This window comes from Mesorhizobium sp. M0621, assembly GCF_040320745.1.
Lineage (GTDB): Bacteria > Pseudomonadota > Alphaproteobacteria > Rhizobiales > Rhizobiaceae > Mesorhizobium.
Map to the genome: position 1 here is coordinate 120500 of NZ_JAMYQF010000010.1, position 23648 is coordinate 144147.

Sequence of the window (23648 nt, forward strand, 5' to 3'; positions counted from 1 at the left end):
CTATCAGCGCAGGAGTCCGTCCTTCTCAAAATCTTCCCAGCCGCGCAAACTGGAGTGCGTTCTCATCGGGGCCATAGCCAGCTGAAACAGCAGTTCCACGATCGTTTCTTTGGGCGCGCTTCATAGCCGCCTTCCCCGCGGCTCGCCGCCTATTCTCTGCAGCTGTCGCTGCGTCCTGCTCGCGCCAGACCGTAACCAGGTCGCGGTCAAGCACATCCTCCACGTGCTGCGGCTCGAACACGTGAAAGGTGATGTTCCTTGCCCGCCCGCGGAGTTTCACCGTTTTGGTCCCGGCGCTCTGCAAACGACCATCTTTCAGCCAGCGGTGCCGTTCGGCCGTCGAGATCGTCAGAATGTCCTCGATTTCACGGGGAATTACGGGCAGGCCTTCGATCTTCTGCATTGCTTTGGCTACGATCTCGAATGCCACCTGCACATCAGTCTCGGCGCCCTCAGACAGGCGCAGGGTAAGCACGCGGGACTCGATGTGGAGCAGTTTCCTGAATTCCGCTGGAAGGCTGGCGCGTATTTCGAGAAAAATACCCTTCGCTCTGACGGACGATCCAAGCGTTGCAGCCGGGGTTAACGGCCACTCTCCAATCAGCTTCTCTGTTGCATTGATTTTTCGGAGCTTGGACATGCCCCTTTACATAGGTCACCGATTGTCGGCAGCGATGAGCCGATCGCGAAGCCAACATGAGTTTAATCCGCCGGGTCTGAACCATTGTTAGCGGGCCCGCTTGCAATTTCGGCCAACAGGAAGCGGCAGAGTTCATCTCACAGTGCGTTTCCGCCTGGCGGCTTTTGGGGCCGTAAAGAGACCGTCCGCTTTTAGAGTGGGTGGCCAATAAACCGGACTTAAGTGAGATTTGGACACACAGTTTCGGTTCGAATCTCGCCCGGCGGGCCGGCGAATAGAGAACTACGTCTACGCCATAGCCTTCCAAAAAAAGACATCCGAACCAGTGCTGCCCGTCCCGAGTGCCGTACGTCGGCGCATGCCCTTTGGAGCGTTGATACGTATGAGTGTCCTCATGTTCGAAGTGAGTGATTGCCGCCGCGCGTGAGGTGCGGTCTAAAACCATATGTCCTTCATATTGGGAGCGCGAGGTGGCCCTCAGCCGCTTCAACGCCCTCTTGCGGTTGCGGCTCCTGGACATCGCCGGTTGAGAGTGAACTGCTACGAGGGCTGCATGTTCCTCGCGCTCGACCACCCCGACTCGGCAAGTTCTTCTGCGGTCGCGCCTTGGCTGGCGCAGATTTCTGGAAACTCGCCGCCAGGCTCCGCGAATGTAGTCGACCGCCTACCGTGCCCGTCGCCCGACCGGGAACACCGCGATTTTGTACCGCTCGGCCACGAGCCCCCAAAGGCCTTGCGGGGCCTTCAACATGACGAGGATGGCAACGAGGCCCAGGACAATAAGATAAAGGGGTCCGAGATCGGCGAGGAATCCCCGCAAGGCAAAAAAGACGATGGTTCCCACAATCGGCCCTTCGATGCGTCCGATTCCCCCGATGATGACGATGAACACGACATAGGCCGTCCAGTCGATCAGGCTGAATGCGGAATCAGGGGTCATCCGCAGCTTGCTCAGGAACACGACGCAGCCGACCGCCCCGGCCATGGCGGCGCAGCCGACGAAAACGGCGACCTTGATTCGTCTCGTGTCGACGCCGAGGCTCTCCGCGGCCCGTTCGGAATCCCGCATCGCGGTCAGCGCCAAACCCCACTTGGATCGGAGAAGCAGATACGAGCCGACGATCGACGAGGAGGCCAGCAGAAGCGCGCAGAAGAAGATGACCGCCTCACGACCGGCACGGTCTGCCGCGATCTGTCTCGCGACGCTCGCCGGAAGGCTCATTCCGGAACCGCCTCCGAGATAGGGCATATTGGCGACCGCGAGCAGGCACAGTTCGGCCATCACCCATGTTCCGATGGCAAAATGTGGTCCCTTCAGGCGAAGCAGCAATGGCGCAAACACAAGCGCAGCGGCGGCGGACGAAGCCATGCCGACGAGGATCGAGGCGGGCAGTGGCAGACCGAAGAACACAAGTGAGGCGAAGAAGGCATATCCGCCGATACCGACATATGCCTGTTGCCCGACGGATATCAGCCCCCCGTAGCCGGCGAGCAGGTTCCATGTTGCCGCGAGGGACAGGTAAACGAGGAAATCGGTGCTGAAGCGCAAGGCCGCCAAATCGAGTATCCAGGGCGCGGACGTGAAGAGCATGCATACGCAAACGATTCCCAACGTCGTGCGCACGGTGATCTGCAATTCGGAATTGCCGGCGGGATGGGCGTCGATCTGCGAGCCGCTTGCTTGCAGCGCTCCGCTGGTCTCGTTCATTGGTGTGCTACCTTCGGAAAGAGGCCGTTCGGCCTAAGCAACAAGACGACGAAAAAGACGATATGACCGGCTATCGTTTGGTAGGCTGGATCGACGGCCGCCCCGATCGACTGGGCAAGCCCGATCACGAGGCCCCCGGCGAGGGTTCCCCAGAAATTGCCGAGACCGCCGATGATGACGGCTTCGAAGGCGACGAGGAGGCGGGCGGGACCCATAAACGGATCGAAGTTGCCGCGAACGGCCATCAGGACGCCCGCGACGCCGATCACCGCGAATGCGATGGCGCTGGCAATGGCGAAGACGCGCAGGTGATTGATCCCGACCAGGCCGACGATCTCGGGATCGTCGGATGTCGCACGAAGCCTTTGCCCAAGGGCAGTCGAATAGAATATCCACTGCAGTGCCATCGTCACAGCCAACGCTGTCGACAACACGACAACTGGATACACGCCGACCGAAACTGCGCCGACGTTGATGCTCTGTGTTTCGATCGAGCCGGCGGAAAGGCGGCGCGTATCGGCCGAGAAGATCATCATCAGCACGTTCTGCACAACGACCGAGACTCCGAACGTCACCAGCAGCGGGCGCAGCGGATCGTTTCCAAGCAGCCGGTTGAACAGACCGAGCTGAATAAGATAGCCGAGGCCGGCCATCAACGGCACGACGGCGGCGATCGCCACGAAAGGATGGATCGGGACGGCAGAAACGACGCAGAACGCCGCGAAGGCTGCGACAACTATAAAATCGCCATGCGCCAGGTTCACCAGCCTCATCACCCCGAACACCAGAGAAAGGCCGGTGGCGAACAGGGCATAGAGGCCTCCGAGGAGGATTCCTTGAACGATAACGTCGGCTGGATTGCTCATGTCATGCCTCCGCCACGCCGAAGTACGCAGCGGCGATCTGATCTCGCGTGAATTCGGCGGGCCGTCCGCTCAGCGCGATGGCGCCCCGGCGCAGGCAGTAGATGCGGTCAGCGACCGAAAGGGCCTGGCCGATGTCCTGTTCGACAACGACCAGCGCCGTGCCTTGGCCGCGCACCCGCCTGAAGTTTTCGTACATTCCCTTGACGACGACGGGCGCCAGGCCAAGCGAAATCTCATCGCAAAGAAGGAGTGTTGGGTTCGTCATCAACGCACGGCCCACCGCGACCATCTGCTGCTGCCCTCCCGAAAGCCTCGTCACCGGCCGCCGCGCCAGTTCCGGCAGGGCCGGGAACAGCTCGTAGACCCGCGCAAGATTCCAGTATCCAGAGCGGCCAGCCGATCGGCCGATCGTCAGGTTTTCCTCGACCGTAAGGGAAGAGAAAAGCCGCCGTCCTTCCGGTACGAGCGTCATGCCGAACGCGGCGACTTCACTCGCCGCCATCGTGCCGATCTCCTTGCCAGCGAAGCTCAGTCGTTTCGCTGACCGCGCGCGGTGCAGCCCGGCCACCGACCTGAGGAAAGTCGATTTGCCCGCTCCGTTTGATCCGATGACGGCGATGCACTCTCCTTCGCCTACGGCAAGCCCAACGCCGAAAAGCGCTTGAAAGTCGCCATAAAAAGCGTTCAGGTCTTCGACGTGCAACAGCGTCATGATGCGGCTCCGTCGGGTTCGGGTTCGACGCCGAGGTAGATTTCGCGGACATCGGGCGACCGCATCACCTGATGGGGTTCGCCGTCCCTCAGAACCGAACCGGCGTTGAGTACGACCAGACGGCCTACGACCTCCAGCAGCGCATGAACCACGTGCTCGATCCAGATGACCGTCACGCCGCGGGCATTGATGTCGAGGATCGTCTTCACCAGATCGGAACATTCGGCGTCGGTCAGACCGCCCGCGATCTCGTCGAGCAGAAGGAGTTCGGGCGACGAACCCAGCGCTCGCGCCAACTCAAGTCTTTTGCGGTTCAGGAGCGTGAGCGAGCTTGCCGCATTGTTCGCAAGTTCCGACAAGTGTGTCTGATGGAGGATCTCCTCGCAGTATTGGCGGGACTGGCTTTGAGAGCGGCCGCCGGCAAAGACCGCACCGACCAGCACGTTCTCGTAGACCGTCATGCCATTGAATGGCTGCGGAATTTGGTACGTGCGCGCCATGCCGGCGCGCGCCCGCCGCCGCGCCCCCCAGCTCGTCACATCGTCTCCCTTGAAGACGACGGTACCGGCTTCGCCGTGCAGGTCTCCCGCGATCAGATTGAAAAAGGTGGTCTTGCCCGCGCCATTGGGTCCAATGATCCCAATGGCTTCTCCGCGCCCGACACCAAGGTCAATTCCGTCCGCGACGCGCACCGCACCAAACGACTTGCGCAGCCCTTTGATTTCCATGTGCAACATGAGCCGACGACCTAGTAGGTAAGTTCCTCGAAATCGGCCCCGGCCGGAATTTCCGGAGCCGTCTGGTTCGACGTGATGACAAGGTCGTAGGCGTGCGGGCCGTTCGGGGTACGGCGCCATTGACCACCGACAAGCGGCGTCTTGGCGACGTTCTTGATGGCCGAGGTCTTCCAGTCGACCTTTCCCACAATCGTGTCCAGAGAGGTATCTGATATCGCGGCGATGATCGCACCCGCGTCACCAGGCTCGCCTGCCCGTTTCAAGACGTCCGCCGCAACTTCGAACAGCGCGTGGGCAAAGCCGATCGGTTGGGTCCACTGTTTGCCGGTCGCCAGGCTATAAGCAGCCGCATACTCCCCGGCACTGAGGCCCGAGAGCGACGAACGGAAGGGATGGAACGGTGACCACCAGATTTCACTCGAGAGGTTGTGTCCGGCATCGCCGAGGGCTTCGACAGCGGCCGGGAACAGGATCGCTTTGGCAATGGAGGCGGCCTTCGGGCGGAAGCCCTGTTGGCGCGCTTGCGTCCAGAAGGTGGTGAAATCGGGAGGCAATGGCGCACCGGACACGATTTCGCAGCCACCGTCCTTGAACTTCGCGATCACGGCGGAAAAGTCGTCGCCGAGATTGCGATAAAAGCCAGAGGGCACGACGCCGTAGTTTCGCGGACCCAGCAAAGCAGGAATTCCGTTCTTGTCGTCGCTCCATGCGCGACCATCTTCGTCATTCGGAAACAACCCGCCGACTTTCCGGTTCGTCGTTACCGTGTCCCACATATTCGCGAACACCGACATGATGTCTTCCAGACCCCAGAAGAAATGGAACGTGCTCTCGAACCCCGTTTTGGGATTGCTCCCCCGGTTGAACATCCAGGCCTGCCACGGTGCGACGGTTGAAATGCAGGGCGTGCCGTTCAACTCGCACTGGTCGGAGACAGGGTTGACCGTTTCTGGCGCCGACGACACCAGCACAAGATCGACCTTGTCGCTCAAGATCAGTTCACTCGTGACCTCCGCGGCGCGATTGGAGTTGGATTGCGTGTCCTTGGAGACAATTTCCACCGGAAAGACTTTGCCGCCAATCTGCAGGCCTTTGTCGAGTGCGGATTTGACGGTGCCGAGCACGAATTCGTCAGCCTGACCAAAAAGTGCCAGCGGGCCTGATCTTGGACTGACATAGCCGAGTTTGATGGTTCGCGACTGTGCAATTGCGGGCATGGGAAACGCTGCAAATGACAAGGCACCTGCGGCTGAAACCTTGAGGACGTCGCGCCGAGTCGGCATGGTGTGACTGAACGATTTCAACATCTTTTTTCCTCCCACTACGGTGAAGGGGAGCTTAGCCATGTCTAAGCCAGAGACTTTGCCGGGAAAGCACTGTCTTTGTTTCCGGACGGAAGTGCTGAAGTGTCGGGTCAGTCAGCCAGGCCACGGCATCTGACGCGGAACCCGCGCTCGACCCCGGTGCGAGGCCCGGCCCGAGATCAATCGGGACGGTTTCACTGGCGAGAAACGAGCCGACCGCACGGCTACTTCACCCAAGCGTCTGACGCTGACCGGTTGCCGCGGCCGCCTCGATCGCGCTCAGCATGCGATGGCGCGTGACCGCATCGCCGAACGTTGGGCATAAATCCGTTCCTTCGCGATAGTCGTCGGCGAAGCGCGCATATGCCTGGGCGACGTTCGTGGAAATACCTTGTGGCGGCGACCACCGATACTCGTCTGGCAGCGGCAGGACTTCGAGCCCGGTCTGGGCGCCCTTGCCGCCGCAGACGGTCATCTCGAACATCTGGGCATGGCCACCGACTGCAGTGAGCTGCAGATCGCCCTCGGTGCCGTTGATCTCCCAGAGCAGGTTCGTGCCGCGCGAAAGCCCGCCACGATAGTGGATCGAGAGCGCCGCCCCGCCAGCGAGCAGTCCGGTGACGCACACCTGATCATCCGTGTTCATGGGCTTGCCTTCATCCGTGCCGACGATCGTGAAGGACTTTCGGCGCGCGGTCATCGTGGCCGACAGCTCTCGGACCTCACCGAGACAGTAGCATAGCGCGTCCGCCGTGTGGCCGAGTGGTATCGAGAGCATAGTCGCGCCGTTTTTCTTGTTGTTGAGGTAGGCGTTGAACGGCTCCACCGTCGGTCCCCAGCCCATTCCCGAACCGATCAATGAAGTGGAGAGCACCTCACCAACATAGCCTTGCTTGATCAGGTCACGCACGTAAGCCACAGACGGCGCAGAGCGGGCCTGCAACCCCACCACGGCAAGGACACCCTTCTTCTTGGCCAGCGCGGCAAGGCTCTCCGCCTCGTTCAAGCCGTTGCCGAGCGGCCATTCGCAATACACGGCCTTGCCCGCCTCGAGCGCTGCGGTCGCCAGTTCGAGATGAAAGGGTACCTTCACGGTGATGGCGACGACGTCCACGTCCGCTCTGTTTACGAGATCCTGGTGATTATCGAACGCGACAGGCACCTCAAAAAGCCTACTGGCCGCATCGGCGGATTCACGCCGGCTGGTGGACAATGCCGTGATCTCGAAGTCATTCGAGAGCGACTTCAAGGCGGGGATGTGCGCCTCGGCCGCCCATCCGCGGTCCGGATTGGCACCGATGATACCTACGCGAATTCTGCTGGCTCCCATCTTACTCATGCAGATATTCACCAGATTTCTTGAGATGCCGACACATGAGTCCGTTCTGGAACGTCATTGCGGCTCAGCCGTGCAGTTTGATGGCGATTTCCGCCAGCCGCTTGCCTTGAAACCTGGCGCCATCGAGCTCCTGGTCGGACGGCTGGCGCGACCCGTCCGAGCTCGAAGTCGTGGTCATGCCGTAGGGCGAGCCGCCGCGCACCACGTCATTGCCCATCTGGCCTTGGTAGGCATAGGAGAGCGGCACGATGATCAGGCCGTGATGCTGCAACGTGGCCTGCGCCGTCAGGATCGCCAGCTCGGCACCGCCGTGCTGGGTCGACGTCGACGACATGACAGTCGCCACCTTGTTGACCAGCGCCCCCTTCATCCATAACGGTCCGGTCTGGTCGAGGAAGTTCTTGAGCTGCGCGGCCATCAGGCCGAAGCGCGTCGAAATGCCGAAGACGAAGCCGTCATAATTTTCGAGCTCGAGCGGATCGGCGATCAGCGCCTCCTGGTCGAGCTTGTAGTAGGCGGCCTTGGCCACCTCCTGCGGAACCAGTTCCTGCACCCGTTTGACGGTCACCTGGGCGCCTGACTCGCTTGCGCCTTCGGCCGCAGCCTTCGCCATCTGCTCCATATGGCCCCAGCTCGAGTAGTAGAGCACCAGTATCTTCGCCATCGCCTTGCTCCGCTCCTGAAATTTGGTAGCTCCCCCGCCTGCCCGCGCCCTGATGGCACGGTGACAATGGCCACGTGGTACCGCTTGCCTGCGGACGGTTGGAGGCAAGCTTAGCCATGTCTGGGCCAGCGACTTTGCCAGGAAGGCACTGTCTTTGTTTCCGGACGGAAGAGCTGGACTTATCGTCCGGTCAGACCGCGCCCGGACGAGGTGATAGGAATACCGATCAGCGTCGGGAGCGAATAAGCGAATCCACGGCGACAGCGCCAATGACAATGGTGCCTTTGATGACAAGCTGGTAGTGCGAGCTAATCGCGAGCGAGTCGAGCAGGTTGGTCAGAACCGCGACGATCAGCAGACCGATCGCGGTACGCCAGATCGAACCTTCGCCGCCCAGTAAAGACGTGCCCCCGATGACCACGACGGCGATGGCATCAAGCGCCATTGCCGCCCCGATATCGGCCTGTCCCATGCCAAGCCTGGAGGCTATGAGCATTCCGGCTATAGCGGCACACGCACCCGACAGAGCATAGGCTGACGTCCGCAGCGCCTCCGTCCGAAGACCTGCAAGACGGGACGCTTCGTCGTTACCGCCGATCGCATAGAGTTGGCGCCCGTAGACCGTTCGGGACAGCACCAGTTGACCTGCGACCAGGAACGCCAACAGGATCCAGATTGAGATCGGGATGGAAAGCATATGTCCCCGTCCAAGCTCGGCAAAAGCAGGATCGGGGGCGATGAACGGTGACGAGTTCGAGTAGATCAAGGCAAGTCCGCTGAACGCCGACATCGTGCCCAGCGTCGCGACAAACGCGTTGACGTTCAGCTTGGTCACGATAAGGCCATTGGTGAGACCTGCCAGGAATCCGATAGCGATCGTCGCCACCGCAGCCTCCGGAAGCGGCCATCCTGCAACGGCAAGGCTCGCATAGATCGTGGCGCCCGCGGCGTAAATCGATCCGACTGACAGATCGAAGCCCCCGGTGATCATGACGAATGTCATGCCCACGGCAACAATCCCGGTCGGCGCGCTTTGACCGAGGATGTTCCTGATGTTCTGGGGCATGAGGAAACCCGGATACAAATACTCGGAAACGGCGACCAGCACAAACAGCGAAGCCAGCAGACCGTGCCGGCTGGCCCGCGACAGTCGGGTTTCGCGTCGAACATTGCCGGTCTGGCTTTCGATCGTCGGCGCAGGAGCGGCGAGGTTATCGTCGAGAGCTTTCGACTGTGAGCTAGACATGATGGTCCTCCACGCCGAAAGCCACGCCGAGGATACTGCTGAGAGAAAGTTCGTTGCGATCAGCGACGAGTTCTTTCACTTTCCGCCCCTCGGCCATGACGATGACACGATCGGCGATCGATACGATTTCCTCAAGCTCCGACGAGACGACGATGACGCCTGTGCCGAGATCGGAGAAAAGTCGAAGCGCGTCGAGAATTTCGGCTTTGGCGCCGATGTCGATGCCGCGCGTCGGTTCGTCGACAAGGAGAACGGTCGGCGGCGAGTACTTCCATCGGGCCAACAGCGCCTTCTGCTGATTACCGCCCGACAAATTCCGGACAGGCTCGGAAAGACGCTCCGGATCGAGACGGAAGGTGACAGCTGCCGCTTTGGTGGCCTCCTTTAGCGTCGCATCGGAAAGCAAGCCCAGTGTGCTGCAGCCTTTCAGGCGCGGCAGAGCGATGTTCTCGGATGAGCTCATGCCAAGGACGAGCCCGTCTGTCTTGCGCTCTTCCGGCACCAGGGCGATGCCAAGCCGCCGCGCCTCTTTCGGTTGTCTGGGCCAGGTATGCTGCGCCCCATCGATCCAGAGCGACCCGGTCGCCTTGGGTTCGGCGCCCGCCAACGCACGAAGAAGCGTCGTGCGGCCTGCACCTGCAAGCCCAGCGACACCGACGATCTCTCCCTTTCGCACTGAAATGTCGACGTCCCTTATCGCACCCGGCACCGAAACGTTCCGTGCCTTCAGGGTGTCACCTCCGAACGGCACCGAAGCTTCTCGCCGGCGGTAAATGTCGGTCATGCTTTCGCCGAGCATTTCGGCGACGAGGGTTCCCTTTGACCATCCCGCCACAGGCTTCGAAGCAACCATCCGGCCGTTACGGAATACGGTTATGTCGTCCGCAATTTCGAACACTTCGTCCAAATTGTGCGAGACGAACACCATCGTGTGCCCTGCCGCGCGAAGATCGCGCATCAGGCGAAAGAGGGCTCTTCGCTCGGCCGGCGCGAGCGATGCCGTAGGTTCGTCAAAGAGCAGGATCCGGGCGTCCGACTGGACGCCCCGCATGATTTCCAAAATCTGCTGTTCGGCTACCGAGAGGTATCGCGCCCTGGTATCTGCGGCAATCGATACGCCGAAGAGACCGCACAGCTCCCGAAAGCGAGTCTTCATGCGCGCTGGTGAAGTGAAGCCGCCATACGACAGGATCTGGCCAAGGAAAACATTCTCCACCGCCGACAAATGCGGAATGATCGTGAGCTCTTGATAGATTGCGACGATGCCCGCTTCGTGCGCTCTGCGAGGATCAGACAGTTTTGCCGCCTCGCCGAAGATTTCGACGCGACCACCACTGGGCGGGCTGCGGCCGGCCAGCACGCCCAGGGCGGTTGACTTGCCTGCCCCATTCTGGCCCACCAAAGCGTGGATCGTGGCCGCCCGGACATCAAAGCTCAAGTCTGACAACGCGGTCGTCGAACCATAGTGCTTCGAAACGCCGCGAAAACCGATTGCGATTTCCTGCGAGCGAGCAGGCCCGCCATCTTCGCTTTTTTCGAAGACCGTCATCATGTCAAATCCCCTGGAACCCAGAGAAAAGCGGCCCGGAATGGCTGGGAGGGCACCAACCAGGCCGCAAAGTGATGCTGCTACTGAGCTTCGGGTTCGAATTGGCTGATGTTGCTGGTGTCCAGAATTTGCAGCAGTTTGCCTTTCGTGATGGGCAGGCCGTCGTTGGCGATGAAGCGAGGAACTGGCTTGCCCTGCTGGGCATCACGCAATGCTTCAAGTGCCTTCACCGAGTTCGTGCGAACCGTCAGCATCGATGACGACTGAAGTTCGCCGTCAAGGATGGCTTGTTTCGACCATGTCGTCGCGCCGCCTTCATAGACCTTGACCGACTTCAGCCGATCCAGCTCCTTGAGGGCGGTGACAAGGCCCTTGGTCAGGTTGCCGTACGAACTGAAGTAGAGCGAGATGTCCGGATTGGCCTGGATCATCGGAATTGACTTCTCGTAGGCAACGGGCGTCGAGTAGTCAGTTCTTGCCTTGGCGACGACCTGGATCTCCGGGTGCTTCTTGAGGAAGCGTCCGAGGCCGATCTCGAAGTTGCGGGTGATCGGGTTGAGTTCGGGGCCGGTAACAATTCCGAGTTTCTGCGGGCCAGGGTTTTCTTTCGCCATGTTCTCGAGCAGCTCGACCCAGGCGTCACCGCTTTGTGTCCCGCCCACATAGGACAGCGTGCCGGGTGCCCACTGCTCGTCGCCCTCGTTAACCGAGCGGCCGCAGATCGGAAGCGTTCCAGTCACCACGAGGATGTTGTTGGAGACTGCCTGTTCGGTGGCAATGTCGCAAACCGTACTGCCCTCCGCGGCGCGAAGAAACCATGCATCGTAGCCACGGCTCAACGCATTCTGCATTTGGTTGGTCTGGACGATTGCATCCCATTTGGCGTCGAATACATCCATTTTCCAGCCAAATTGCGCGGCTGTCTTAACGGCTCCATCGAGCGTCGCCTGCATTGCGGAGTTGTTGGTTCCTTCGATGAAGAAGGCAACCTTGAGGGGCCGGTCGCTCGGCAGATTGATTGTGGTTCCGTCGCCTACGTCGATTGGGACAGAGCTGTTCGCGAACGCCGCCGATGCGGCAACAAATGATATCGCCGACGCCATTGTCGACCGGCGCAGTGTTTTGAGCGTCTTCATTCCATCCTCCCAAAGCAACTTCAAATTGCCCTTTGCACTCGGACCGTCTCACCTTGAAGGTCGATATGGCGTAGACCGCCGAGAGCATTGCCAGGGTATCGCAGCAAGGAGGCTGTCGCTCGTTCAGGAGAGCAATGAGAGTTGTATGTGTCGGAAGGGGTCGTTTGGCTGCTGACTGTCCGGCATTTATCGCGGACTGCGCGAGGTAGCGCTGTCAGAGATGGGACCTACTGCCTCCAGCCGATAAGACGAGCACGCGGTCCGGCTCTAGTCAGGGTCAGTAGCTCGCTGGCAACCGCACCGTGCAATTTGTTTCGTGCCTTGGGTTGCGGTCAATTTAGCGCCGGCTGCGCGGACTTCCGGGCTTGCCGCGGCGCGATGCCGAAACGTTCCCGGAACCGCTTCGAGAAATGGGACAGATCGTTGAAGCCGCTTTCGAAGGCTATGTCCGTCACCGACCGGCCGCGGAACTGGGGATCTCTCAGCAACAGGTCACAGCGTTCCAGGCGCTTTTCCAGAAGCGTCTTGCCGAACGTGCTGTTCATCCCGGCGAAGATGCTATCCACATAGCGTCGCGAAATGCCCATGGCCTCGGCAAGGTCGGTCGACGAGTAGTCGGGATCGGTGAAATTGTCTTCAAGGCACTTCACGATGCGGCCAGCAAGCAGATCATGCCGGACCGCCCGCCCTACCTCGCCTTCGCCTTCTTTGACGACGCAGTCGCCCAACAGTTTCACGACCGTCTCAGCCATCACCGAGACGGTGCTGGGCATCGCGCCGCCCAATGAGACGATCATGTCCAGTATGCCGGCCGCTGCTTGTATTTCTGTTGCTCGCCCTTCAACGGGCCGATCCAGCATCGAGGAAACTGCGGGATGCAGCGAAATAAACCGCGCCCTCGGCATGCGAAGAACGAGGTGATCGAACGGCTCGTTCATCGCCAGTTCGTGCGGTTTCGAGCTGTCGAAGGCAATGAAGGATCCCTCGGGAACCAACCCGGCTTGCCGCCTATGGGAGACCGTCGCCTTTCCGGTCTTGAGATAGATCAGCAGCACGAAATCGTTCTCGACTTCCCGCAGCTTGCGTTGCGGCCGCGAGGTCCGGTGCGCCGTTCCGAACAGCCGCGACGCGACGCAATCCTTGGCGATCATGTAGTGGTAAGATCCCGAAAACCTCGAACTCGCTGCGGAGAAGTCGAGGTTGATAAGGGTGCGGCTGACGCAATCGCCCCACGCCCTCAACTCTTCGTAGCTCTGACTACCCGATTCTATATTGCGTATCATGGCTTGGCGTCCTCCAACGCGCGCTTTTCTTCTTTTTCCTTGTCTGCCCTATGCGCCTTTCGTGAATGCTATCCGCGTCAAGTCGGCTGCCCAACCGGGTTTGCACCAATGCCGCTATCTGGGGCGCCGGTATGGCGCGCGACTTTCGTCGTTGTTTCCGTCCGCGACCTTGGCAAGAAGGTCAACCAGCCGAGAACGCTCGCGCGCCGTCAGTGGCGCAAGGATGCGCTCCTGAGCGTCCTGCGCCAATGGGCGCGCCTTCGACAACAGCCTGCTCCCAGCCTCCGTTATCGAAGCAATTCTCGACCGTTTGTCGGTGTCGGAAGGCCGGCGCTCGATCAGCCCACACCGGTCGAGCTTGCTCAGCACGACTAGGATCGTGGTCCTGTCCAAGGCCATGACGCCGCCAAGGCTGACCTGGTCCATCGGCCCGAAACGGTCCAGGGCCGCGAGCGAACCGAATTGCAACGGCGTGAGTTCCAGTTCCTTGCACTCGTCAAGGAAGATCGCCACGCCGATTTGATGACACCTCCGAAGCAGATATCCAGGCATCATACGGAAATCTGCGTGGTCCTCTTGTATCTGTTCGTTGATGTCGTTCATCGGGGTATTGCTCTTTGTTCATTCGGCATCGATCTGTGCTTCTGGCATCGCGTTGGCAAACGCCGGCATAGTCAGACAACTCTCGTAGATGCGCCTGATCGTTGCGAACGGCTTCATGTCGAAATCGAACCGCCGGTTGTTGACGACCTGGGCAAAAAGGCAAAGGTCGGCCAGCCCAGGCTCGTCGCCGTGACAGAAGCGGCCAGTCCGCGTATCACCGGCAAGCATCGTTTCCAGAGGCGGAAACGTCTCGCCAACCCAATGTCGATACCAGGCCGAGATCTTCGGGTCGTCGACCCCAATCACGGTCCGCAGGTAGTTGAGCACCCGCAAATTATTCACCGGGTGGATTTCACAGGCGATCGCATAGGCGAGCGCCCGAACGCGCGCCCTGTCGAGCGGCGCCTTCGGCAGCAAGGGCGGGGCCGGGTGAATCTCGTCGAGATACTCGGCAATGGCGAGCGATTGGGTCAGCACATTGCCGTCATCGAGTTCCAGCGCAGGCACAAGGCCCTGAGGATTGATCACGAGATAGGCTTGCGAACGGTTCTCTCCCTTTCTCAGATGGTGGGCTGCGTAGCTGTAGTCGAGCCCTTTCAGGTTCAGCGCGGCACGCAGGCGAATGGAGGCCGAACTCCGAAAATAATTATGCAGAACCAGCCCGCTCACCGCCTGGCCCGCTCATTGATCGTCGTTGAAACTGTGCCCAACCCCTCTATCTCAACGACGCAGGTATCCCCCGCGACCAATGGGCCGACGCCCGCGGGCGTGCCCGTATAGATCAGGTCGCCCGGCTCGATCACCACCGACTGCGACAGAAAGGAAATGATTTCGGGCACCGACCAGATCAGGTCGGCAATATCCGCGTTCTGCTTCGTCACCCCGTCGACGCTCAGCCGGATCGCACCGCGATGGATGTGCCCGACGTCCTTGGCCTGCTGGATTGGGCCGCATACCGCCGAACGATCGAAGGCCTTGCCCCAGTCCCAAGGCCGGCCCTGCGCCCGCGCCTCGAGTTGCAGATCGCGGCGCGTCAGGTCATTGCCGACGGCGTACCCGTAGACATAGTCGAGCGCGTCGGCCAGTTGGACCTCGAAGCCATGTTTGCCGACAGCCACGACAAGTTCCGCCTCATAGTGGAAGTTGCCGGTCAGGGGCGGGTATTCGACCACCTCGCCGTCGTCGACGACAGCGTCGGCCGGCTTGGTGAAGAAGAAGGGCGGCTCGCGATCAGGGTCGCGCCCCATCTCACGCGCATGTTCGGCATAGTTTCGCCCAACGCAGAATATTCGCCGGACCGGGAATCTGGCTTGCTCCCCGCGGACTGCCACACTCGCCTGGGTCGGAGCTTCGAATACGAAAGTCATGTCCGAACTCCTCAGTGATTGCCCCGATCCTCCCGCCACAGGCCAAGCTTTTCCTGGGCGGCACGATCTGAATAGGAAAAAATCACCGCATCGGTGAGCGGCGCGTGCGAAATCCATTTCCAACTCGGCGCCACGAAAATATCTTTCGGCCCCCATTCGAACACCTGTCCATCGATCGTCGAACTGCCCGATCCTTCCACAACCACGAAAACGGTAGCATCCGTCGCGCGGTAGGCGCTGGTCGAAAACGCCTTCGGCAGAAGCTGCAGGAAGGCCGCGATCGTCGGCATGGCGAACCCGCCGTCAACCGGATTGACGTAGCGCAGCTTGAGGCCGTGGCACGGATCCCACTCCTCCTGCTTTCGCATCTGCTCCAGGGCCCCGCGTGACCGCTCGTAGGGATAGTTGAAGATGGGCGAGGTCTTCCTGCGGGTTGCGAAATCGACAGGCAGCATGTTGGCGCCGTAGCGGGCCAGCGCGTCGCCGGTTGCGCGGTGGATCGGTTGCTCGTCCTTCGGATGCTCTTCGGCGAAGGACGCGTCGAACAACGAGACCATTGGAACATCGAGCCCGTCCAGCCAGATCATTGGCTCGGCGGTTTTGTTGCCATGGTCGTGCCAGGCCCCCGGTGGGGTAAGCACGAAATCGCCAAGGGACATCTCGGTGCGTTCGCCGTCTACTGAAGTGTGTGCGCCCTTGCCGTCGAGCACGAAGCGGAGCGCAGACTGGCTATGCTTGTGCGCCGGCGCCACTTCGCCGGGCAGTACAAGCTGCAGCCCGGCATAAAGGGACGTCGTAATCCGGCTCTGGCCACGCAGGCCCGGATTCTCCAGAATGAGAACACGGCGCTCTGCCTCTTTTGCAGTGATCAGTCCGCCGGATTCAAGAAGGTAGGATTTCGCTTCCGCGAAGTTCCAGCAGTGCGGCACGCAGCCGCTCTTCGGCTCGGGGGTGATGATGCTGGAAAGCACAGTCCAGAGCGGCGTCAGGCTCCTGCTGTCGATCTTGTCGTAGAACGCTCTGCGCTCCGGCGTCTCTGCATGCTTTCCCGTCAGTGACATGTCGTTTCCTCCATCGCCTGACAGTCAGTAATATGATCACAATACTGACTATCTGTCAAATCGTCTTCTGTACCTTCGACCTGCGGCGGGAGCCGCATCACGCTGTGATCTCTTCTCGAGAACCTGAATTCGGGGATGGCCGATTCCTGAGCTATTCCATAAGCAGCACGGGTTTGATCGTGCGCCCGGATTTCATGTCGGCTACCGCGTCCTCGATCTGGGCCAGCCGATAGTGGCTGACCAGGCGGTCGATTGGAAACAGCCCATCCTCATATAACTTGACGAGCTGCGGCAGAAATTTCTTCGGCTTGCTGTCGCCCTGCAGTATGCCGCGCACCGTTCGGCCGAACAGCAGATGGGTCATGTCGAGGCTGACCTCGGTCCCGATCTTCGAGCCGCCGATCAACCCGCAGACCCCGCGCGCGTGCAGAAGCTCAAACGCGGATCGCAGCACGTTCGGATTGCCGGTGGATTCGATTGCGTAGCGGACGCCATCCGGACAAATCCGCCTCACGGCCGCGACGGCATCCTCACGCGTTGCATCGATAGCATGGGTGGCGCCAAGTTCCTCGGCGAGACTGAGCCGCTCCGGCACGACGTCGATGACGATGATCGGATCGCATTTGATAATTTTGGCCGCCATGACCGCGGCTAGGCCGACATTGCCGGCTCCGGTGATCACCAGCGAGGATCCAACTTCAGGCCGCAGCGTATTGAGAACCGCGCCGGCACCCGTCTGGAAGCCACAGCCTAAGGGAGCAAGGGTCTTGAGGTCAGCGTCCTTATCGACCACGACGACGTTTTCTTCCGTCGCGATCGCATGGGTTGCCAGCGCGGACTGGTTGAAGAACGCCCCGTTGATCGGCTCCGGGCTGCCATGATCGCACTTCTTCGACAACGGTGCCGGGATCGTCCAATCGCTCCCCGAATACCGTTTGCCGGAGAAATTCATCTCCATATGGTGCCAGCAATAGGAGGTCGCTCCCTCCAGACAGCTGGAACAAGTTCCGCAATAGGCAAACGACATCAAGACGTGGTCGCCGGGCCTGACCGTCTTGACGCCCGCCCCAACCGCTTCGACGATGCCGGCTCCTTCGTGCCCCAGGACAATCGGCAGTGGGGTGGGATAGAATTGGTCGCGGATGATCAGGTCGGTGTGGCAGATGCCGCACGCCATGACCTTCACCAGAACCTCCCCTGCCGAAGGCGCTTCCAGCTGAAGGTCCTCGATGAGGAACGGCCCGCCCTTCTCCCGGACGACGGCAGCCTTGATGTCCATTGTCGCATCCTCGTCGACAGGTTCGGAAAAGCGAGCTGCTGCACGTATCGGACAGCAAGCCCAGGGTTAGAACGGATAGGCAGGAATCTCTTCGTTGACGGTGATCCATTGCCATTGGCTGTACTCATCCATCACCGAGGGGCCGCCAGAACGGGCGCCATTTCCGGAGAAGCCCATGCCGCCGATGGGACCGAACACCTCGTGCAGGACAGTCTGGTCGTTGATGTGCACGATTCCCGTCTTGACCTTGTCGGCGATGCGCATGGCCCTGGCCTGGTTGCGCGTGAAGATCGCCGTCGCCAGGCCGAACGGAACGCCGTTGGCCAGCGCCACTGCCTCGTCCTCGGTCTTGAATGTCACGATGGGAGCTATGGGCCCGAAGATCTCATCCGCGTAGATGCCCATTTGGGTGGTAACGGCGGTTAACACGGTAGGTCTGAAATTCAGGCCATCGCGGCTGCCGCCCGCCAGCACATTGGCCCCAGCTGCAACGCTGTCATCAAGCAGCTTCTGGGCGCGGGCCGCCTGTTTCTCATTGATGATCGGCCCAAGATGGACCTGTTGCGTGAACGGATTGCCCACATGCAGGCTCCTGGCTTTTTCGGCCAGTTTCGCTGCATATTCCTCGGAGACCGCCTCATGGACGAGGTGGCGGCCGACAGTGAAGCAGATCTGTCCCTGGTGAAAAAACGACCCGAACGCCGTCGCGGAAACCGTGCCGTCGATATCCGCGTCATCGCACACGATGGCGGCGTTGTTGCCGCCTAGTTCAAGCGCGACCTTCTTCAAATCGCGGCCGGCAGCTTCGCCCACCTTCCGCCCCGTGGCGGTCGACCCTGTGAACGAGATCATATTCACGTCGGGGTTGTCGACCAGCGCTGCTCCAACGTCGCCGCCGCCGGGGATTACGTTGAATACGCCTTCTGGAACGCCGGCCAGTTCGAAGAGCTTGGCCAGCAGATAGCCGCCGCAAACCGGCGTCTGTAGATCCGGCTTGAGCACGACGGCGTTGCCCATGGCCAAAGCCGGAAGAATAGCGCGCGCAGCCAGGATGAAGGGAGAATTCCATGGCGTGATGACAGCGGCGACCCCCAACGGGACGCGGCGCGCGTAGCTCTTGCGCGCAAGCGCACTCGCCAATATGTGCCCGACCGGCTGACCGGTCGTGCCTGCGATTTCGATCGCCTCACGGGCCGAAGTCATGATTTCAAACGGGGCCTTCGGCGGAATGGAACCCGTCTCGCGAATGATCCATTTACCGATCTCGTCGGCATGGACCTCGCACAGCTGGGCGAATTTACGCAGAATGTCGCCGCGCTCGACCGGAGGCTTTTGCGCCCATTGCTCCTGGGCCTGCTTCGCTGTTCGGCAGGCATCGACTACGTCCTCAGAGCTCGCCACGCCGCTCGTGAACAGCATTTCCCCGGTCGCCTTGTCGGTAACGGACACCGTGCCGCCGCCGGCTTTTCGAAAGCGGCCGACGTAGACCGACCCGGCCATTTCGTCGTCCACCAACTCCCTTGCGAATGACACGTCTTGTCTGGTCATGACTTCCTCCACTCGATGTCTGCGCGTGCCTGAAAGGGCATTCTCCTCATCGGCGGCCGTATCATAGACGCGCGTTCATCCGCGACTTTGCCGAGACGGCATTGTTTGTGGTTCCGGAAGGAACTGCCGCAGCGATCGCACGCACTGTGCGAACGTGATTGTCGTGCGCCCAGAGCCCGGACGACCACCAAGTCAATTCCGGCCTGACAAAAATCCGGTGCTTCCACGGACAAGTAGGCCTGCATCGTTCGTCGTAGTTTTAGGGTCGATACGCTCAGGGAAGGTGAACCAGTTGCGCTTCGTCGGTTTTTGCATGGGCAACGAATTCGGCCTCGCGGTCGAGGTCGGCGGACAATTGCGCGGAAGCCTGAAGTCCAGCGCCAAGCACCCTACGGAACTCGGCGCGTTGATCGCGCTGGGCGACGATGAATTGCGGCGCGTCGGCAAGGCGCTGGCCAACGCGCCGGTAGTCGATCCAGCTTCGATCGCCTACCTGCCGCCGATCGCCAATCCGGCCAAGATCATTTGCGTCGGATTGAACTATGCGGATCACACCAGGGAATCTCCCTACGAGCAGCCTGACTATCCGACCCTGTTTCCACGCTTCGCCACCAGTCTGATCGGGCATGGTCAGCCACTTGTCCGGCCGCTGGTTTCCGACAGTCTCGACTTCGAAGGAGAAATGGTCGCCGTCATCGGGCGGGGAGGACGGCATATCTCGCGGGCGCGCGCCTTGGAGCATGTCGCCGGCTACTCGATCTTCAACGACGGCTCGGTCCGCGAATATCAGTTCAAGTCGCCGCAATGGACCGTCGGCAAGAATTTCGACGGAACTGGCGCATTCGGCCCGGTCTTTGTAACCAGCGATGAGCTGCCCGCTGGCGGCAAGGGGCTGCGCCTCGAAACCCGCCTCAATGGGGTCGTCGTCCAGTCGGCAACGACCGACGACATGCTGTTCGACGTTGCCGAGGTGATCGCGGTCGTCAGCGAAGCGATCACACTTGCGCCGGGCGATGTGATCGTCACCGGCACGCCGGCCGGCATCGGCTGGGCGCGTACACCGCGCTTGCTGATGCGTCATGGCGATATCTGCGAAGTCGAGATTGAAGGGATTGGACTGTTGCACAATCCGGTGATCGACGAAAAGCGCGTCATCGGCGTTGCTGCCTGACCTGCGAAGCCGCGAGGAGACGGCAGCCATATCGTGGGTTGGCTATCGGGAGGAGTAAGATGCCGCAGATCTTGGAGACGGATGTGCTTGTGGTCGGTAGCGGTCCGGCGGGTTCGGCCGCTGCGGCCTTGCTGTCGAGCTACGGGGTCAAGAACGTCCAGATCACCAAATACGGCTGGCTGTCGGATACGCCGCGCGCCCACATCACCAACCAGCGTACGATGGAAGTGCTGCGTGATCTCGGCGTCGAACACAAGGCGAAGCAGTTTTCGAGTCACCAGCACCTGATGGCGAACAACGTCTTCTGCTACAGCCTGACGGGCGAGGAATTCGGCCGAATCCTATCCTGGGGCAATCATCCCGCGCGCAAAGCTGACTATGAGCTCGCCAGCCCGACCGAGATTTGCGACCTGCCGCAAACGTTCATGGAGCCCATCCTGCTCGAGGCAGCGGTCAGCCGTGGCACGGCGCTGCGGCTCAACACCGAGTTCATCGAGCTCGTTCAGGATGGGGACGGTGTGACCGCCACGGTCAAGGACCGGCTTACCGGCGAGACATATCCGATCCGCTGCAAATATCTCATCGGCGCCGACGGCGGCCGCAGCAAGGTCGCCGAAGCGATCGGTCTGCCGATGGAAGGCCAGATGGGACTTTCAGGCTCCATGAACATCCTGTTCGACGCGGATCTGTCGCGTTATGTCGCGCATCGACCGAGCGTGCTCTATTGGGTGCTCCAGCCGGGCGCCAACATCGGTGGTATTGGCGCCGGCGTTCTGCGGATGGTGCGGCCGTGGAATGAGTGGCTCGCCATCTGGGGCTACGACATCAGTGGCGGCGAGTTGAAGCTGACCGAGGAGAAGGCCGAAGCCATCGTCCGCAACCTGATCGGCGACGTCGATGTGCCGATCAAAATTCGCTCCACATCCACCTGGACGGTCAATGAAGTCTACGCCACCCGCTATTCCGAGGGACGCGTGTTCTGCATGGGCGACGCGGTCCATCGCCATCCGCCGCTCAACGGCCTTGGTTCCAATACGTCGATCCAGGATGCCTACAACCTCGCTTGGAAATTGAAGCTCGTGCTTGACAACAAGGCGGACGAGTCCTTGCTCGATACGTACAGCGTCGAGCGCCAGCCGATCGGCAAGCAGATCGTGACGCGTGCCAACAAGAGCATCGCGGACTATCCGCCGATCTTCGAGGCGTTGGGACTTTTGGCGTCGACGGACCCTGAACAGGTCAATGCCGCGATCGCGGGCCGCAAGGATGCGACCGCCGAGGGCAAGGGCAGACGGCGCAAACTCAACGACGCCATCGCAAGGAAGAACTACGAGTTCAACACGCACGGCGTCGAACTCAATCAGCGCTATCGGTCAGCCGCTGTGGTTTCGGATGGAAGTCCCGAACCCGCCTATGTGCGTGATCCCGAACTCTACTACCACGCGACGACCTGGCCGGGTGCGACCGTGCCTCACGTCTGGGTGGAGCACGATCGCGTCCGCAAGTCGACACTGGACCTGTGTGGCAAGGGGCGGTTCACCCTGCTGACCGGGATCGGCGGCGAAGAGTGGCGCGACGCCGCGACGACAATTGAAAAGCGATTTGGCGTGGCCGTGGACGTCGTTTCGATCGGACCCTCGGGGTGCGATGCGCTCGACATCTACGCTGACTGGTACTGGCGAAGCGAGGTCGAGGAAGACGGCTGCGTGCTGGTGCGGCCCGACCAGCACGTCGCATGGCGAGCAGCGACGATACTGCAGGTTCCTCAGGGCGCGCTCGTCGATGTGTTTGCCAAGATCCTGGGCCGTTCCAGGCGCCTCGCAAGCACGAAGGCACGGACTGTCGAGAGCGTGAACTAGGCGCGCGCTCTTCTTCGCAACATTGGAGCCCAGGCTCCTGTCTCTTGAGAGGATGCAACCATGACCGGCATCGCAACGGGATCCTTCGTCGAGGCAAGCAAGGCCGGCGAACTCGGGATTCATTCGCTCGACACCTTTGTGCTGCAGGTTCCCAGCCTCAAGCAGGCGCAGATCTTTTTCGTCTCCTTCGGCCTGGATGTCCGCGAAGAAGGATCCGCGCTGACGCTTAGAACGTTCGGCAACGATCATGTCTGGGCGAACGTCGTGGAAGGACCGCGCCGCAAGATGCAGCACCTGTCCTTCGGCGCTTACGCCGAGGATTTGCCACGGTTCAAGGCGCATCTCGAAGGTCTCGGCATCCGGTTGATCGACGCACCTCTGGGCTTCGAATCCAACGGCCTGTGGTTCGTCGGCCATGATGGCGTTCTGATCGAGATCAAAGTCGCCCTGAAGACTTCACCCGACCAGAAGGCGGCGGCCTATTTCAATTCGGCCCCGGCCGGCCGTCGCGGCAGCGGCCTCGGTCATATCGAGCTGAAGCAGATCCTGCCGACGCGGCTCGCGCACTGTCTGATCTTCACCAGCGATGTGCACGGCGCCATCAGCTATTACGAGAAAGTGCTCGGGCTGCGGCTTTCCGATCATTCCGGCGGCAATGTCGCCTTCATGCATGGTGTCCACGGTTCCGACCATCACCTCTTGGCGCTGGCCCGCTCCAGCGGCCCTGGTCTGCATCACTGTTCATGGGATGTCGGCAGCATCGACGACATCGGCCGCGGCGCGCTCTATATGGCCGACAAGGGCTACAAGCGCGGCTGGGGTGTCGGACGCCACACCATCGGTTCCAATTATTTCCACTACGTACAGGATCCGTGGGGTGGCTTCTCCGAGTACTCATGCGACATCGATTACATCCCCAAGGGCCATCTCTGGGATGCGCGCGACTTCGCCGACGAGGACGGGCTCGCCTTTTGGGGGCCGCAGCCGCCAACGGACTTCGTCCACAATTACGAGATGGACCAGGACGCCAGACCGCCCGCCTGAACAGGCGGCCAGACGTTTTCAGACTTGAGACTTCCGAAACCTGAAGGAGGAGCCGTTATGGGCATAGTTCACACGACAATGACCGACGAGCAGCGAAAGTCGGTAGCCCTTGAGTACCTGAAGTCCCTCGATCGTGGCTCCACCTCGGACGAGCGACCTTTCCTGGAATTGTTTGCCGAGGACGCCGTCGTCTATTTCCCAAAGTGGGGGGTAGCCCACGGCCGTAGCGAAATCGGCGAGCTATTTGGCGATGTCGGAGCGACGTTCAAGTCGATCCGCCATCACAGCCAGGACTTCAACTACATCTTCTCCGGATCCGACACGATCGTGATCGAGGGCAGAAGCAGCGGCGAACACCGCGACGGACCATGGGAGGCAGACCATCCGGCCTGGGGGGCCGGCCGTTGGTGCGACGTGTTCGAAATCCGCGATTTTCTGATCCAGCGTGTGTCCATCTATCTCGACCCAGATTATGCCGGGAAAGATACCACCCGTTACCCGTGGATCAGTGCGTAACAGCAAATCTCCGATG

Annotated in this window: 21 protein-coding genes and 1 pseudogene; 4 read left to right on the forward strand and 18 right to left on the reverse strand. The window is 60.8% G+C overall.

Annotated elements, in window-relative coordinates:
* Positions 1–3 precede the first annotated feature (3 nt).
* From NKI38_RS10085 to NKI38_RS10170, 18 genes and pseudogenes are all read right to left on the reverse strand, one after another.
* Positions 4–640: pseudogene (locus tag NKI38_RS10085) on the reverse strand (hypothetical protein).
* A 664-nt stretch (positions 641–1304) separates the two neighbouring features.
* A complete protein-coding gene (locus NKI38_RS10090) occupies positions 1305–2348 on the reverse strand; it encodes a branched-chain amino acid ABC transporter permease (RefSeq protein ID WP_352656936.1) in 1044 nt (347 codons plus the stop codon).
* Complete coding sequence (locus NKI38_RS10095; protein ID WP_352656939.1) at positions 2345–3214, reverse strand: branched-chain amino acid ABC transporter permease; 870 nt, start codon at positions 3212–3214, stop codon at positions 2345–2347. Before NKI38_RS10095 ends, NKI38_RS10090 begins: the two co-directional genes overlap by 4 nt.
* Before the next feature lies 1 nt (position 3215).
* Complete coding sequence (locus NKI38_RS10100; RefSeq protein ID WP_352656942.1) at positions 3216–3926, reverse strand: ABC transporter ATP-binding protein; 711 nt, start codon at positions 3924–3926, stop codon at positions 3216–3218.
* A complete protein-coding gene (locus NKI38_RS10105) occupies positions 3923–4663 on the reverse strand; it encodes an ABC transporter ATP-binding protein (protein WP_352656945.1) in 741 nt (246 codons plus the stop codon). Before NKI38_RS10105 ends, NKI38_RS10100 begins: the two co-directional genes overlap by 4 nt.
* Before the next feature lie 11 nt (positions 4664–4674).
* Complete coding sequence (locus NKI38_RS10110) at positions 4675–5946, reverse strand: ABC transporter substrate-binding protein (protein ID WP_352657001.1); 1272 nt, start codon at positions 5944–5946, stop codon at positions 4675–4677.
* A 250-nt stretch (positions 5947–6196) separates the two neighbouring features.
* Positions 6197–7306 carry a Gfo/Idh/MocA family protein gene (locus tag NKI38_RS10115; protein WP_352656947.1) on the reverse strand — a complete coding sequence of 370 codons (1110 nt, stop codon included), beginning with the start codon at positions 7304–7306 and terminating at the stop codon, positions 6197–6199.
* A gap of 64 nt (positions 7307–7370) precedes the next feature.
* A complete protein-coding gene (gene wrbA, locus NKI38_RS10120) occupies positions 7371–7970 on the reverse strand; it encodes an NAD(P)H:quinone oxidoreductase (protein WP_352656949.1) in 600 nt (199 codons plus the stop codon).
* A gap of 226 nt (positions 7971–8196) precedes the next feature.
* A complete protein-coding gene (locus tag NKI38_RS10125; protein WP_352656951.1) occupies positions 8197–9216 on the reverse strand; it encodes an ABC transporter permease in 1020 nt (339 codons plus the stop codon).
* On the reverse strand, positions 9209–10768 hold the full coding sequence (locus tag NKI38_RS10130; protein ID WP_352656954.1) for a sugar ABC transporter ATP-binding protein: 1560 nt from the start codon (positions 10766–10768) through the stop codon (positions 9209–9211). Before NKI38_RS10130 ends, NKI38_RS10125 begins: the two co-directional genes overlap by 8 nt.
* A gap of 77 nt (positions 10769–10845) precedes the next feature.
* Positions 10846–11901: a sugar ABC transporter substrate-binding protein gene (locus NKI38_RS10135; RefSeq protein WP_352656956.1), complete on the reverse strand. Its 1056-nt coding sequence runs from the start codon at positions 11899–11901 to the stop codon at positions 10846–10848.
* 332 nt (positions 11902–12233) lie between these two features.
* The gene (locus NKI38_RS10140) at positions 12234–13184 is read right to left on the reverse strand and encodes an AraC family transcriptional regulator (RefSeq protein ID WP_352656957.1); all 951 of its coding nucleotides are present in this window, start codon (positions 13182–13184) and stop codon (positions 12234–12236) included.
* Between the two features lie 114 nt (positions 13185–13298).
* The gene (locus NKI38_RS10145) at positions 13299–13787 is read right to left on the reverse strand and encodes a MarR family winged helix-turn-helix transcriptional regulator (RefSeq protein WP_352656960.1); all 489 of its coding nucleotides are present in this window, start codon (positions 13785–13787) and stop codon (positions 13299–13301) included.
* Positions 13788–13805: 18 nt separating this feature from the next.
* Positions 13806–14456, reverse strand: coding sequence for a maleylacetoacetate isomerase (gene maiA, locus NKI38_RS10150; protein ID WP_352656963.1), 651 nt, complete (start codon positions 14454–14456; stop codon positions 13806–13808).
* Entirely contained in the window at positions 14453–15154 is a 702-nt protein-coding gene (locus NKI38_RS10155) for a fumarylacetoacetate hydrolase family protein (protein ID WP_352656965.1), read from the reverse strand. The genes maiA and NKI38_RS10155 overlap by 4 nt, the downstream gene beginning before the upstream one ends.
* An 11-nt stretch (positions 15155–15165) precedes the next feature.
* A complete protein-coding gene (gene gtdA, locus NKI38_RS10160; protein WP_352656968.1) occupies positions 15166–16215 on the reverse strand; it encodes a gentisate 1,2-dioxygenase in 1050 nt (349 codons plus the stop codon).
* Between the two features lie 151 nt (positions 16216–16366).
* Positions 16367–17494 (reverse strand): NAD(P)-dependent alcohol dehydrogenase, encoded by a 1128-nt coding sequence (locus tag NKI38_RS10165; protein WP_352656969.1) that lies wholly within the window; start codon positions 17492–17494, stop codon positions 16367–16369.
* A gap of 66 nt (positions 17495–17560) precedes the next feature.
* Positions 17561–19042 (reverse strand): benzaldehyde dehydrogenase, encoded by a 1482-nt coding sequence (locus NKI38_RS10170; protein ID WP_352656972.1) that lies wholly within the window; start codon positions 19040–19042, stop codon positions 17561–17563.
* Positions 19043–19355: 313 nt separating this feature from the next.
* Here NKI38_RS10170 and NKI38_RS10175 point away from each other — a divergent pair, with 313 nt between their 5' ends.
* The 4 genes from NKI38_RS10175 to NKI38_RS10190 all read left to right on the forward strand — a co-directional run bounded on the left by NKI38_RS10175 (position 19356) and on the right by NKI38_RS10190 (position 23632).
* Positions 19356–20213, forward strand: a complete 858-nt coding sequence (locus tag NKI38_RS10175; RefSeq protein WP_352656974.1) for a fumarylacetoacetate hydrolase family protein — start codon at positions 19356–19358, stop codon at positions 20211–20213.
* A gap of 59 nt (positions 20214–20272) precedes the next feature.
* Positions 20273–22072: an FAD-dependent oxidoreductase gene (locus NKI38_RS10180; RefSeq protein WP_352656976.1), complete on the forward strand. Its 1800-nt coding sequence runs from the start codon at positions 20273–20275 to the stop codon at positions 22070–22072.
* Between the two features lie 60 nt (positions 22073–22132).
* Entirely contained in the window at positions 22133–23116 is a 984-nt protein-coding gene (locus NKI38_RS10185) for a VOC family protein (RefSeq protein WP_352656978.1), read from the forward strand.
* Between the two features lie 78 nt (positions 23117–23194).
* Positions 23195–23632 (forward strand): nuclear transport factor 2 family protein, encoded by a 438-nt coding sequence (locus NKI38_RS10190; protein ID WP_352656980.1) that lies wholly within the window; start codon positions 23195–23197, stop codon positions 23630–23632.
* Positions 23633–23648: the final 16 nt, after the last annotated feature.